The sequence below is a fragment of the Flavobacterium faecale genome, assembly GCF_003076455.1.
GTDB classification, from domain to species: Bacteria; Bacteroidota; Bacteroidia; order Flavobacteriales; family Flavobacteriaceae; genus Flavobacterium; species Flavobacterium faecale.
Map to the genome: position 1 here is coordinate 290,443 of NZ_CP020918.1, position 13,543 is coordinate 303,985.

13 protein-coding genes are annotated in these 13,543 nt (G+C 35.4%); 10 read left to right on the plus strand and 3 right to left on the minus strand.

Annotation, left to right across the window (positions count from 1 at the left end; genetic code table 11):
• The first annotated feature begins 63 nt into the window (after nt 1–63).
• Nucleotides 64–1,254: a pyridoxal phosphate-dependent aminotransferase gene (locus FFWV33_RS01335; RefSeq protein ID WP_108739229.1), complete on the plus strand. Its 1,191-nt coding sequence runs from the start codon at nt 64–66 to the stop codon at nt 1,252–1,254.
• 320 nt (nt 1,255–1,574) lie between these two features.
• The gene (locus FFWV33_RS01340; protein WP_108739230.1) at nt 1,575–2,165 is read left to right on the plus strand and encodes a hypothetical protein; all 591 of its coding nucleotides are present in this window, start codon (nt 1,575–1,577) and stop codon (nt 2,163–2,165) included.
• A gap of 1,257 nt (nt 2,166–3,422) precedes the next feature.
• Here FFWV33_RS01340 and FFWV33_RS01350 read toward each other — a convergent pair.
• Nucleotides 3,423–5,336 (minus strand): DUF2207 domain-containing protein, encoded by a 1,914-nt coding sequence (locus FFWV33_RS01350; protein WP_108739232.1) that lies wholly within the window; start codon nt 5,334–5,336, stop codon nt 3,423–3,425.
• Nucleotides 5,337–5,339: 3 nt separating this feature from the next.
• Nucleotides 5,340–5,894 (minus strand): LemA family protein, encoded by a 555-nt coding sequence (locus FFWV33_RS01355; RefSeq protein ID WP_108739233.1) that lies wholly within the window; start codon nt 5,892–5,894, stop codon nt 5,340–5,342.
• A 625-nt stretch (nt 5,895–6,519) separates the two neighbouring features.
• On the opposite strand from FFWV33_RS01355, the gene FFWV33_RS01360 reads away from it, so the two are divergent.
• A complete protein-coding gene (locus FFWV33_RS01360) occupies nt 6,520–7,185 on the plus strand; it encodes a DUF4844 domain-containing protein (RefSeq protein ID WP_108739234.1) in 666 nt (221 codons plus the stop codon).
• A gap of 73 nt (nt 7,186–7,258) precedes the next feature.
• On the opposite strand, the gene FFWV33_RS01365 is transcribed toward FFWV33_RS01360, so the two are convergent.
• Nucleotides 7,259–8,119, minus strand: coding sequence for a helix-turn-helix domain-containing protein (locus FFWV33_RS01365; RefSeq protein ID WP_108742418.1), 861 nt, complete (start codon nt 8,117–8,119; stop codon nt 7,259–7,261).
• 91 nt (nt 8,120–8,210) lie between these two features.
• On the opposite strand from FFWV33_RS01365, the gene FFWV33_RS01370 reads away from it, so the two are divergent.
• From FFWV33_RS01370 to FFWV33_RS01400, 7 genes are all read left to right on the plus strand, one after another.
• Nucleotides 8,211–8,573 (plus strand): DUF983 domain-containing protein, encoded by a 363-nt coding sequence (locus FFWV33_RS01370; RefSeq protein ID WP_108739235.1) that lies wholly within the window; start codon nt 8,211–8,213, stop codon nt 8,571–8,573.
• Nucleotides 8,574–8,708: 135 nt separating this feature from the next.
• Complete coding sequence (locus tag FFWV33_RS01375; protein ID WP_108739236.1) at nt 8,709–9,386, plus strand: TIGR02117 family protein; 678 nt, start codon at nt 8,709–8,711, stop codon at nt 9,384–9,386.
• 16 nt (nt 9,387–9,402) lie between these two features.
• Nucleotides 9,403–9,795, plus strand: coding sequence for an inner membrane protein YiaA (gene yiaA, locus FFWV33_RS01380; RefSeq protein ID WP_108739237.1), 393 nt, complete (start codon nt 9,403–9,405; stop codon nt 9,793–9,795).
• A gap of 174 nt (nt 9,796–9,969) precedes the next feature.
• Nucleotides 9,970–11,829 carry a peptidase U32 family protein gene (locus tag FFWV33_RS01385; protein WP_108739238.1) on the plus strand — a complete coding sequence of 620 codons (1,860 nt, stop codon included), beginning with the start codon at nt 9,970–9,972 and terminating at the stop codon, nt 11,827–11,829.
• A gap of 147 nt (nt 11,830–11,976) precedes the next feature.
• Complete coding sequence (locus FFWV33_RS01390) at nt 11,977–12,438, plus strand: ferritin-like domain-containing protein (protein ID WP_108739239.1); 462 nt, start codon at nt 11,977–11,979, stop codon at nt 12,436–12,438.
• Between the two features lie 26 nt (nt 12,439–12,464).
• Nucleotides 12,465–12,725 (plus strand): hypothetical protein, encoded by a 261-nt coding sequence (locus FFWV33_RS01395; RefSeq protein WP_108739240.1) that lies wholly within the window; start codon nt 12,465–12,467, stop codon nt 12,723–12,725.
• Between the two features lie 109 nt (nt 12,726–12,834).
• On the plus strand, nt 12,835–13,410 hold the full coding sequence (locus tag FFWV33_RS01400; RefSeq protein ID WP_108739241.1) for a Crp/Fnr family transcriptional regulator: 576 nt from the start codon (nt 12,835–12,837) through the stop codon (nt 13,408–13,410).
• The last annotated feature ends 133 nt before the right edge of the window (nt 13,411–13,543 follow it).

Here is a 13,543-nt window from a genome sequence, read left to right on the forward strand (position 1 = left end):
AAAAAATAAATCAGTAACCGCTTTGGTTTCTTCACAGAGACCAAGCCTTTTAAATCAACCTTAATGAACCATATTCTTTCAGACAGAATTAACAATTTGGCTACTTCGCAAACATTGGCAATGGCAGCATTGGCTCGCGAATTAAAAGCGCAAGGAAAAGACATTATCAGTTTAAGTTTAGGAGAACCTGACTTCAACACACCAGACTTTATCAAAGAAGCAGCAAAAAGAGCTGTAGATGAAAACTATAGCACCTACTCTCCAGTAGATGGATACGGTGAGCTAAAAGATGCTATTTGCAGAAAATTCAAAAGAGACAACGAGTTGGATTACAAACCAGCAAATATCGTAGTTTCTACAGGAGCAAAACAATCATTGTACAACATTGCACAAGTAATGCTAAACGATGGTGACGAAGTTATCTTGCCTGCACCTTACTGGGTTTCGTACTTCGAAATCGTAAAATTATCAGGTGGTGTACCGGTTGAAGTTCCTACTTCTATCGATACCGATTTCAAAATGACACCTGCACAGCTAGAAGCAGCCATCACACCAAAAACAAAAATGATGTGGTTTTCATCACCTTGTAACCCATCAGGATCAGTTTACAACCGTGAGGAATTAACAGCGCTTGCAGCAGTATTAGAAAAATACCCAAACATCTACGTTGTAGCAGATGAGATCTATGAGCACATCAACTTCTCTGGAACTTTTTGCAGCATTGCCTCTATCCCAGGTATGTTTGACAAAACGATCACTGTAAACGGAGTTGCCAAAGCATTTGCTATGACAGGATACCGTATTGGTTATATTGGAGCACCAGAATTTATTGCAAAAGCCTGTACCAAAATTCAAGGTCAAGTAACTTCAGGAGCCAATTCACCAGCACAACGCGCAACAATCACAGCAGTAGATTCAGATCCATCTGTGTTAAAGCACATGGTTGATGCTTTCCATTCTCGTAGAGACTTGGTAGTTGGATTGTTAAAAGAAATTCCAGGAGTAAAAATCAACGTTCCAGAAGGAGCATTTTACGTTTTCCCAGATGTATCTTCATTCTTCGGAAAAACATTGAGAGGAACTGAAATCAAAAATGCAATGGATTTATCGATGTACCTTTTGGCCGAAGCAAACGTAGCTACTGTAACAGGTGATGCTTTTGGTAACCCAGACTGTATCCGTTTCTCTTATGCAACAAGCGACGACATTTTGAAAGAAGCTTTAAAAAGAATCAAAGACGCTTTGGCAGCTTAATTCTTTTTTCGATTATAGATTACAATGCCTCAAGATTCAGTTCTTGAGGCATTTTTATTTTGTATTATAATTGAAAAATACTGAGCTTGTCTAAGTATGGGCGTGCCACCAGTATCAAAAGGGGCTTACTTTCCTTTGCGGTGACAAAGCCCCTTTTACTACTGTTGTCGGGCTTTCGGCTATATCTCTTCGTTTCACTACGAGGATACCGCCTCTATCCCTCACGCAGGTATCGTGGTTGCATTCATGTATATTTCTGTTTAACGTTTTGTAGATCCAGAAAAAACGCATAAACTTGCTCTTTTTATAAATAGTAACATATGAACAAACTGACTAATTTCTTAGTATTATCATTTATCCTATTGAGTCTTAATTGCTTTTCTCAAACAATAGATGCTACTATCTTCTTCAAAGATGGAGGTTCAATAATAGGCTACGGATTAATTAAAGATAATAAGATAAAATTTAGAGTTTCATTAGATAGTAAAGCTGATTCTTGGGATTTTGAAATGGTTGATAAAATTGAATTTCAACATTTTTTCGAAAAACAAGTATATAAATACATTAAATTAAACAAAACTAATGACCCTGTTCTAATGGAGCTAGTTACCGAAGGAAAAGTTTCCCTTTATAGACTGACTGATTCTTCTTGGATATCGAATTATAATTTTGGATATAATCAGTATGTAGGAAATACTAAAATCACGAAAATAACTAACTTTGTAATTAGGAAAAATGAGGAGTACCCTTCATGTTTAAATTGTGAACTTTTCAATAAATGGAAAAAACGAACAATGGACTACCTAATTGATTGTCAAACTCTAATCAAGAAGATTAAATCGAATGAATTAACAGAAAGTGATTTAAAAGAAATAGTTGAGTACTACAATGACTTATGCACTGAATTATAATACTTCTGGCAGAAATGCATGCAAACGTCAAATTTTCCCATGCTAGCGCAAGGCTCTGCCTCATGCTAGCGCGAGCGTTTCGCTCGTGCACGCAAAGTTTTTCATAGTATGAAAACATAGAAATAGTCAATTAAGACTTTTGACACGAGTAAAGTGCAAGTCTCACACCTACCCTACTTCGATAGCTAGCTCCTAACATTCAAGCTTGTTTGGAGTAGTATACGTGTATATTTCTATTTTACGTTTTGTGGATTCAGAAAAAACGCATAAACTTGCTCTCTTTATAAATAGTAACATATGAACAAACTGACTAATTTTCTAGTATTATCATTTATCCTACTGAGCCTTAATTGCTTTTCTCAAACAATAGATGCTACCATCTTCTTCAAAGATGGAGGTTCAATAATAGGCTAAGGATTAATTAAAAATAATAAGATAAAATTTAGAGTTTCATTAGAGAGTAAAGCTGACTCTTGGGATTTTGAAATGGTAGATAAAATTGAATTTCAACATTTTTTCGAAAAACAAGTATATAAATACATTAAATTAAACAAAACTAATGACCCTGTTCTAATGGAGCTAGTTACCGAAGGAGAAGTTTCCCTTTATAGACTGACTGACTCTTCTTGGATATCGAATTATAATTTTGGAACTAATATGTATGGAAATAATATGTATGGAACTAGCCGAAAAATAACAAAAATAACCAACTTTCTAATCAGGAAAAATGAGGAGTATCCTTCATGTTTAAATTGTGAACTTTTCAATAAATAGAAAAAACGAACAATGAACTACCTAATTGATTGTCAAACTCTAATCAAGAAGATTAAATCGAATGAATTAACAGAAAGTGATTTAAAAGAAATAGTTGAGTATTACAATGACTTATGCACTGAATTATAATACTTCTGGCAGAAATGCATACTAACGTCAAATTTTCCCATGCTAGCGCTAGCGTCTCGCTCGTGCACGCATAGTTTTTCATAGTATGATAACACAGAAATAGTTAATTAAGACTTTTGACATGAGCAAAATGCAAGTCTCACACCTACGCCACTTCGATAGCTAGCTCCTATCATTCACGCGTGTTTTGTGGTTATATTCATGTATATTTCTCTTGTACGTTTTGTAGATTCAAAATTAACTTCTAATCATAACTATCATAAACAAACAGATGACCAACGATTCGGTTGAAGTATGCAAAACACCTAGTTGATTTAACGATGTTTTCTATAACAGTTAAGATGTAGGCAGCAACTACCAGCCGCCACCACCACCACCACCACCGCCGCCGCCAGAGCTTCCGCCACCTGAACTACCACCGCTCCAGCTTCCGCTGCTTCCACTAGAAGAGGAAGACGATGACCTTGAAGGTGTAGGATCAACTCTAGAATTGCTTACATTTTTAGAAATGCTCGATATAAAATGACTTGAATTTCTAAAACCATCATCGCCGGAGTACCAACTAGGATCATATTTGGCTAGTTCAAGAATCGTTTCAAATTGTTTTCCCCAAGCCACATCTACTTCCAAGGCAACTGCATATGGCAACAGCTCCTCAAACAAAGCCGGAGTTAATTCTGGTGGTTTAAGCATGTTCATTTTGTTTTTCTCTGCAGTTTCCAAATACAGCTTAAAGCCTTCTAGTCTCTCCAACGATTCGGCTCCTTTGACAGTGTACTTTCCTAAATTAAAACTGTAAATAAGATAGCCGATAAATACCGCAACTTGCACTCCAATTTCGATCCAAGATCTAAAGAACAAGGAGGCAAAATAAATAAATATTGCAGGCAACAACCACATAAAACACAAAATACCTCTAAGAATTATCCAACCCGAACCTTTCACTGTTTTCGACACCCAATAGGTTAAGGACGATGATCCGATTACTAGGACGATATAAAAAAAGTAATTCATATATCCATTAGTATGACTTAGAATCAAAAAGACCAGCCCCACATTAATAAAAATCAAAAACCCAATTGTTTTCTCCCAACCATTGTTGATATAGTAGTCTTCGACATTTATTTTTTTGGTTACTACAGACAACCAACCCTTGTACGCTTTTTCAAAAACCCTGTAACTAGTTTGACTTACAATTATTTTCTTCCTGCTCGCCATGGGCTTAAAAAGTGCTTTTTCCTCCTCACTTAAATTATTTGGAGAAGCATTTAATACCTCTATCTGGTATACTGTACTAGTTGTGAAAAGCGATTTTTCGATGGTAGAGGTTATTTTTATCGCTCCTTTGATAGCTACTTGCACCATCGATGCCATATATATTCCGTCGGTCACTGCTCTATTGTACACGTAGCCCACAATAGCGGGTGACCAATCAAAGGGAGGTCTAAATTCGGGTACAATTGTTTTTATAACAGGATCCTTCCCTTTTTTCTTCCATTGAAAAAAATAGAATAGCAACATTCCTAGTCCAAAAACTGTAGACCATAAATTGTTTTTAATTTTTTTATAAAAAGAAGATGCTTCCTGGATTTTACTCGGTGGTAAAACAATGCCTTTATCAAATGAAGCTGCTACAGTTAAGCCTTGAGTGGCGCCTAATCCTGTAACATAAAAATGAGCAATTGTTTTGTTGGAATCCAAACTTGCTGTGCCTTGCGAACCCTTATCTCCTTCATAGCCAGTGTACGCATTTACATTTCCAAAAGTAGCATTCTCATTTGGTAGATACAAAGTACAACTTGCTTTATCAATTGGAATATCCCAACCGTTTCCCGTTACGTTCCAATATAATTCATCGTATGAATCAAAATACCCAATTTGAAACGGAACAGTATACACTATTTCGTACTCATAAATACCTGAAGGCAGATCAATATCTTTGTCCCCAATGTATATTTTGAAATCACCGTCGGCTTCTTTTGTGAAATAATTTTCAGAAACCCCATCTTTTTTGATCGATTGCAGTGTATAACCCACATCGACAGCATTGCCATCAATATCTTTTCGGTTTAATGGCAATTGCCGTAACAAACCGTGCACAAATAGTTGCCCTTCTGCCTTTATGGTTATTGTTTCGTTTACCTGAATTACTCCAGAATGCTCTATTTTGATCGTTGTATCAAAATTTAATATGCGCTCTTGAGCATTATTGAAAAAGAAACACAGTAAGAACGAGACAGTGACAATTATTTTAAAATACTTCTTCATCAATTAGAATTTTACTTTTGGAGTTTCACGTACCGAAGCATCTGTCAACTCAAGGAAACTCTTTTTGGCAAATCCAAAAGCACCTGCAATAAGGATGCCTGGAAAGGACTCAACGGCCGTATTATAATCACGCACAGTACCATTGTAATAACGTTTGGATCGCTCAATATCAGTTTCTAATGTAGCTAAATCTGCTTGTAGACTTTGGAAATTGGTGTTTGCTTTTAAATCTGGATATTGTTCTGCCAAAGCAAATATTTTGGTGACAGCTTGACTCAAGCTGGACTCTAGTTGGTTTTTTTGTTCCGCATTTCCAGCGGTAAGGGCTTCGTTGCGCAGCTTTACAATTGCACTCAAGGTTTCCTTTTCGTGTGTTGCGTAACCTTTGATGGTTTCGACTAAATTAGGAATCAAATCGTATCTTTTTTTGAACATGACATCGATTCCGCTTAATGCCTCGTCTACCAAATTTCTTTTAGCTACGAAACCATTGTAAGTCATTATTAACAAACCAATCAAAAGAACACATAGTGCTAGAATTACAAAACCTACTATCATTTTTTTACTATTTATTATTTTTATAAAATTCTATTTTTTATGCTTTAAACCTCAAAATATCTTTTTAAACAAGGGCCTAAAATACACATTTTGAAACATTTTGTAGCGATTTTTGCTATAAAAGCTCTTTTTCTGAGATTACTCTTGAAGTAATATGCTATTTAATTAACCCTCTTTTCGAATCATAAACTTTCTTTTATCTATAAAATTGGCTTGCGTAAGGGATAGAAACGGAAATCCTTTTGTGGGGTGTTTTCGACCCCACAAAAGATTACAGTGTATAGCCCGACCCGCAGTTTTTACGGAGGGATACGCCCAAAAAAAGCATTTAATTTTAAAAACATCAAATTAAGTATGTACCCCACACATAACTTTTTGTTAGTATCGAACGAAAGCCTGAAATTGTAGAAATTATTATGGTAGTCCAATGCAGGCGCAAGCATCTCGCTCGTGCGTATAAAGGTTTTCATGATTTAAAAACAAATTATTGCTTGCAATTTTTGGTTTTAAGATTTGTAGACAACAACTAAACGGTACTTATTCTTAATAAAATCCTATCTATTCTGAAGTGCAAGCTTAATCTTTAAATACTGATTAATACAATGCAATTGACTAGCTTTGTTATATGTCAGAAAATCACAATATAGTAACGCTACTAAACGAATTTAGGAATAAGAGTAAGTTTTCTGCGGCTTGCTGGGAGGAGCGTGGGCTTAACCCTTCGAATATTGAAGTCTGTGATTATCTCGAAAATATTTTTAATGATTGTTCTGATCACCTCATCAAGGGGGTACAAAAAAATGCTATTGACAAACAATTAAAAAAAACAATTACAGACTGGTTAAATAGTTTGAGCAACTCACAATACGATACCGAGGAGCTAGAATTTATTTGTGATTACTTTTATCAACTAGCACAGATTGTCGAAGTCGATTTAAAAGACAGCTTAAACGTTTGGAATTACGGAAAAGTGCTTAACAATTTATTTAAAATCACCAGCTTCCTGAAGGGCAAAGAGAATATTATCGCTACCCTAAAACAACATTGCACCGATTGTAACGCACTACTGGAAACTTTTATTCTGAAAAAAGAAGCAGGAATACCAGATCACAACTGGCATGTTGTGAGATGTAATAAATGCAAAGGATACAACCTATTGTCACTAGGTCCCAATATTAAAGAACTACGTTACGGTGAATACCAAACCATTGAACAACTGGCAAAAGCTAGTTTTAACAAAGAGCAAGCAATGATACGCCTGAAGCAAATTAAAATTTTTAGAAAAAACTAAGAAAGCTATAACGGTCAAAGTCTTTCATAGAATCAACCATTACGAATTGTTTTCTAACAATTGCGAACTTCTATCATTTACTTAAACGAAAATCCTTGGGTGACATTCCTGTATTTTTTTTAAAGAACCGAGCAAAATAGGAATAATCATCGTAGCCTAACTCAAGTGCTATTTCACTAACGAGGCTATTTTTATCCATGAGCATTCGCTTCGCTTCCAATACTATTCGATTCGTAATTATTTCGGTTGTGGTCTTATTGACGGTTTCGTTACAGATACGATTGAGATGTTTAAGGGATATGTGCAAGGCATTTGCATAAAAAGAGGCTGCTTTTTCGGTTTTAAAGTGACTTTCTAAAACTTTTGCAAACATTTTCAATTTCGAATTATAAGCATGCACCTCAGAGGCAAAGGTTTCCTGATACTTTCGTGCCAGTTCAATATGAATGAGGTCTAACAAATTCATTATTTTGTCTTTTTTAAACAATTCATCTGATTGGCTTTCTTTAAAAATCAAGTCAAAAAATGGCTGTAAACTTTCCATTTCCTGTTTGGTCAAAATAATCTCTGACTTTGTATCATTCGAATAGAAAAACGGAAAAATATCAATTTCCTTTTCTCCAAAATACAGATTGTACATTTCTTGAGAATAGAATAACACATATCCACCAATATCCTCAGACAGACTCCAATGGTGCATTTGGCCCGGCTGTAGTACAAATACACTGCCGGGAGCAACGCTATAGGAATCAAAGTCTATCTCGTGCGTACCAGATCCTTTGGTAAAAAAAGCCATGACATAAAAATTGTGACGGTGTGGCTTCTCGACAAATGGATGTGTAACCAAATGTTTCTGGAACGTGTTTACATAAAAATCGGCTTGCACTGAATTGCAATTAAACTGCTGAATTGAATAAACTGGATATTTCTTCACTGTCAAAAATGTCTTTATTATGCTATAAGTAGCGAAGATAGTAAATAGCTATTTGAATGGTATAGAATATCTTTGTAAAAAAATAGGACCGATGGCACATACCTTGATAAATATTTTGAACAACACTTGTCCACATTGCCATGAAGGCAAAGTTTTTGACGAGAAATCTCCATTTTTAAATTTTGGTTTTCCAAAAATGCACAAAAGCTGCTCGCATTGTCATAACAAATATGAAAAAGAGCCTGGCTACTTTTTTGGTGCAATGTACATGAATTATGGTATCACGGTAGCAGAATCTATTGCTACTTTTGTGATTGCTCAACAATTTTTTACAGAAAGATTTGATCTTAGAATCATTCCGATCATAGCATTTGTTATTATTTTCTTTGCCTCTTTTAACATTCGCTTATCGCGAATGCTTTGGTTGTACATGTTCAAAAATTACTCGATGTAACCTTATAGAAAGCCTTTTACCTTTCGATAAAAAAAACAAGACAAGTACTACTTTCAAAATCAAAAACAATATTCTATATTTGACGCTAACATAAAAGTCTAGTTTGTAAAAAAATTCGACATAGCGTCACAACTTATGAATTGGAAGCCGATACTCAAATACACTGCAATTACACTCCTAAGTGTGGTAGGCTTTGTTTTACTATACAGTCTTACAGCCTACTGTTTATCAAGAATTACGGTAGATGGCGAACCACAGTCTTCGTCAGATGTTACCATATACATCCAAACTAACGGTGTACATACAGACATTGTTGTACCCATAAAAAGCGAACAAAGAGATTGGAGCAAGAATGTTTTATTTAAAAACACGATTGCAAAAGATAGCACTGCTCAATTTTTGGGTATGGGTTGGGGAGACAAAGGTTTTTACCTTGAAACACCAACTTGGGCAGATTTGAAGGCTTCGGTTGCATTCAAAGCAGCAACTGGACTTAGCACAACTGCAATTCATGTTACTTATTTTAAGACCATTACTGAAAATGAATCTTGCAAAAAAATCAATATTAGCAAAAAGCAGTATCGTAGACTGATCGCTTATATAGATACAAGTTTTCAAAAAGACCTCAACGGAAATTTCATAAACATAAAAACAAATGCTAATTATAGTAAACACGATGCTTTTTATGAAGCAACGGGTAATTATAGTTTGCTCCACACGTGCAACACTTGGGCAAATAATGCCTTGAAAAGCTGTGGCCAAAAAGCGTGTTTATGGACTCCTTTTGACACTGGAATATTCTTAAAATACTAATCAATAACAATTAATTATGGTACAAAAAACTTCAAACGCATTTATTGCAGCCTCATGGGTAGCTCTTGGAACAGGAATGACAGGTTACTTAATAGGACTTTGGAGATCGGAAATGGCGCTTAACGAAATCGGATATTATTTTACAATTTTAATGTTTGGTTTATTTGCAGTAATATCACTGCAAAAAAGTGTTCGAGACCGATTAGAAGGTTATCCTGTTACTGATATTTACTATGGACTATGTTGGTTTTCGACCTTATTGTCTATTGCATTATTAATTATAGGTCTTATAAATGCGACTTTATTACCTAGCGAAAAAGGTTTTTATGCCTTTGCTTTTCTTTTAGCCTTATTTGGTGCTATTGCTGTTCAAAAAAACACAAGAGACAATTTGGTTACCGAAAAATAGATACATCATTGTACGGACAGCCTTCTAGCTGTCCGTACAATAGCTACGTATTATTTACTAAAAAGTCTTTATTTAATTAGAAATCTTGAATATTTTATTAGACCTTTGCACACCTTTTTTTTCGTGTAAAACGAAAGCCTAAAGTTGTAGTAATTCAAATAGTATCATCAAAAGATGAAGAAAAAAATAGAGATTCTAGCCCCTGCAAAAGATTTATTTCACGGTATGGCCGCCATAAACAGCGGTGCCGATGCAGTTTATATTGGTGCTCCATTGTATGGTGCACGATCAAATGCCACCAACTCAATTGAAGATGTGGCGGCTTTGGTGCAATATGCGCACTTGTATCACGCACAGGTTTTTGTGGTAATCAATACCATTTTGTATGACAATGAGCTAGAAAACTGCCGAAAAATGATTTACCAATTGTACGATATAGGCGTAGATGCCTTGATCGTGCAAGATATGGCAATTATGGAAATGCAGTTGCCCCCGATCGTGATACATGCAAGTACACAAGCCAATAACCGTGATGCCGACAAGATTAAATTCTTGAAAGATGCAGGTATAAAACGTGTGGTTTTGGCGCGTGAATTGAATTTACATCAAATTAAAGAAATAAGTTCGGCTAGTGATGTTGAATTGGAGTTTTTTGTGACGGGAGCACTTTGTGTATCCTTTAGCGGAAATTGCTATATGAGTGTTGCCAACGGAGAACGTTCTGCCAACAGAGGTTCTTGTGCTCAAAACTGTCGTTTGCCATACAATTTAATTGATGGTAACGGCGATACATTGATTAAAAACAGTCATTTACTTTCGATTAAAGATTTTGATGTATCCGATCAGATTCCAAATTTGGTTGAAGCGGGAGTAGTTTCTTTCAAGATTGAAGGTCGTTTGAAAGATGTTGTTTATGTGAAAAATAACGTTTCCTATTTACGTCAAAAGCTAGACAGCTTTTTGGAAGGAAGCGACAAATACACCAAAGCATCTTCGGGTAAATGTACCTTTACCTTTGATTCGGCTTTGAACAAAAGCTTCAACCGCGGCTATACTGACTATTTTGTAAACGGAAGAGATGCCTCGATTGGTTCTTGGGAAAGTCCAAAATCAAAAGGACAATACATTGGTAAACTGATCAAAACGATTGGAAATGCGTACCAAATTGAAAATGGTGAACTATTAAACAACGGTGACGGACTTTGTTTTATCAACGAAGAGAACGAAGCCGAAGGTATTTATGTTAACAAAGCCGAAAACGGTATGGCATACCCTAACGTTTTTAAAGAAATAAAAGACGGTACCTTTATTTACCGAAATAACGATGCTGCCTTTATCAAATTGGTAGAACGTGAAGATAGTGCGGTACGAAAAATTGGCACTACCCTATTGCTAACCGAAAACGAAACTGGTTTTGAGTTAATCGTAACCGACGAAGATGGTTATGTTAGTATGGTAAAACTAGAAGCACCAAAGGAAGAAACCAAAACGGGACTTTCGATGGAAGACAACATCAAAACACAATTGGCAAAAACGGGATTTACTCCTTATACTTCTGACGAAATTAATGTGATGTTTACCAAAAACTGGTTTATGCCTATTTCTAAAATTAACGAAATGCGTAGAACGGCTTTTGAACAGTTGAGCGAAATACGTTTGGCAAATTACCACCGTGAAGAGTACCAAATTGTAAAAACGTCACACCCTTATCCTGAAACCAAATTGGATTTCATGTATAACGTAGCTAATAAAACTGCTCGAAAATTCTACGAACGCCACGGTGTTACCGAGATAGAACAAGCCTTTGAATTACAATGGGAACCTGGGAAATCACGTGTGATGACCACCAAGTATTGCATTAAATACGAACTAGGCAAATGCCCAATTCACCAAAAAGCAACTATGGGTGAAAAACTAAAAGAACCACTAGTGTTGAAACAAGGCGAATTGGAATACAAATTGAAATTTAACTGCAAACCTTGCGAGATGGAAATTTGGGAAAAAGACGCCGAATTTGAAATCGAAGAGTACTAAAACATACCTAGCCTCATTTTTTTAATGAGGCTTTTTTTTGTACTAATTTGAAGCTAAAGAAATTATATAAAATCCGATTCAAATTCTGTAAGACAAAAAAAGGATAACTGTGCCACCTTTGTATAATAACATTTAAAAAAAAATACAATGGAAAATACAGCCCACAACACAGAAGCAACAGTAAACATTTTAGAAAATTTAATCGTTATTCTTAATGATGGAAAACTTGGTTACACTAATGCTGCAGAATCAGTAGAAGATACTCATTTAAAAACTGACTTCTTAGTTTTTGCAAGAGAACGTTCGTTGATGATTGTTGAATTACAAGACGAAGTTAATAAATTAGGAAAGTCAACAGATACTGAAGGTGGACCAATGGGAGCTTTGCACAGAGCTTGGATTGACCTTAAATCTATTTTTACAGGAGGCGACAAAGAAGCTATCATTAATGCTTGTATCACTGGAGAAAAAGCAGCAATCGAAGAATACGAAAATGCACTAAAAGATGTACAGTTAAACACGATGCTACACCCAGTAATCATCAAACAAATGGCGAGCATTCAAAGTACGTTAGCTAGAATTGAAATGAAGAAAATGACTTCAATATAATTGAATAGCAGCTAAAAAAAGACATCATGAAAGATCACAGTAACAATACACACCAATCAGACACTGCAAAAATGAGGCAAGAAACTCTTGACTCAACTTTAAGTGACAGCTTATCACCTAAAAAATCGGCAGATACTACCGGTGCTGAAGATTTGATTGATGATATTAAAAAAGACAAAATTGATCCTTTGACCGAAGGCGACACTAATCTTGGATACGAGGAAAAAGCACCACGTAAAAAAGAATTAGAACAAAAAGAACATTTAGACCAGGATGAGGAATCATAAGTACTTAAGTCAAACAGACTAAAAAAACAGTAATCATAATTGATTGCTGTTTTTTTTTGATCGAAAACCATCCTCGATTTGCGTTAAAAATAATTGTACTTTTGAAACTATGAGCACGATACTACAAAATATTGCCAAGCAAATTGAATTAACTCCAGCTGAAGAATTGCTCTTTCTATCTAAAACAGAAGTTCAGACTTTTAAAGCTAAGTCGATACTTCATAGTAGTGGCTTGGTTTGCAAAAACTCGTATTTTGTTAATTCGGGTGTGCTTCGAAGTTTTAGTATTAATGATAATATCGTAGAACACATACTCACTTTTGCCTGCGCAGGATGGTGGATTAGTGACATGTACAGTCTACTATCACAAAAGCCTGGAACCTTATTTATTGAAGTTTTAGATGATGCCGAAGTTGTGATTTTATCGAAAGAAAATCAAGAAATACTATATCGCGAAATCCCAAAATTAGAACGCTTTTTCAGAATTCTAATCGAAAATTCATTGGTCGCCAACCAAGAACGATTAATGGACAACCTCAGTCTGTCAGCCGAAGAACGGTTTGAAAAATTCCAGAAAAAATTTGGTGACTTGCAACATAAAATTCCACAAAAGCAAATTGCCTCCTATATAGGCGTAACGCCTGAGTTTTTCAGTAAGATGAAAAGTAGGTTGTTAAGGAAGTAGTAATCGGTTTTCAGTCGCAGTTTTTAGTTATTGTAGAATATCTTTTCAATTGATTAAGTCTTCATTTTCCTTATAATTTTCAGCTGCATTTTGCAAAATACGTTTCATTCTGTTGCGTATTTTTTCTGGTTTT

Coding starts and splice junctions, on each gene's coding strand:
- FFWV33_RS01335 (WP_108739229.1), top strand. CDS start 64: ATGAACCATATTCTTTCAGACAGAATTAACAATTTGGCTACTTCGCAA.
- FFWV33_RS01340 (WP_108739230.1), top strand. CDS start 1,575: ATGAACAAACTGACTAATTTCTTAGTATTATCATTTATCCTATTGAGT.
- FFWV33_RS01350 (WP_108739232.1), bottom strand. CDS start 5,336: ATGAAGAAGTATTTTAAAATAATTGTCACTGTCTCGTTCTTACTGTGT.
- FFWV33_RS01355 (WP_108739233.1), bottom strand. CDS start 5,894: ATGATAGTAGGTTTTGTAATTCTAGCACTATGTGTTCTTTTGATTGGT.
- FFWV33_RS01360 (WP_108739234.1), top strand. CDS start 6,520: ATGTCAGAAAATCACAATATAGTAACGCTACTAAACGAATTTAGGAAT.
- FFWV33_RS01370 (WP_108739235.1), top strand. CDS start 8,211: ATGGCACATACCTTGATAAATATTTTGAACAACACTTGTCCACATTGC.
- FFWV33_RS01375 (WP_108739236.1), top strand. CDS start 8,709: ATGAATTGGAAGCCGATACTCAAATACACTGCAATTACACTCCTAAGT.
- yiaA (WP_108739237.1), top strand. CDS start 9,403: ATGGTACAAAAAACTTCAAACGCATTTATTGCAGCCTCATGGGTAGCT.
- FFWV33_RS01385 (WP_108739238.1), top strand. CDS start 9,970: ATGAAGAAAAAAATAGAGATTCTAGCCCCTGCAAAAGATTTATTTCAC.
- FFWV33_RS01390 (WP_108739239.1), top strand. CDS start 11,977: ATGGAAAATACAGCCCACAACACAGAAGCAACAGTAAACATTTTAGAA.
- FFWV33_RS01395 (WP_108739240.1), top strand. CDS start 12,465: ATGAAAGATCACAGTAACAATACACACCAATCAGACACTGCAAAAATG.
- FFWV33_RS01400 (WP_108739241.1), top strand. CDS start 12,835: ATGAGCACGATACTACAAAATATTGCCAAGCAAATTGAATTAACTCCA.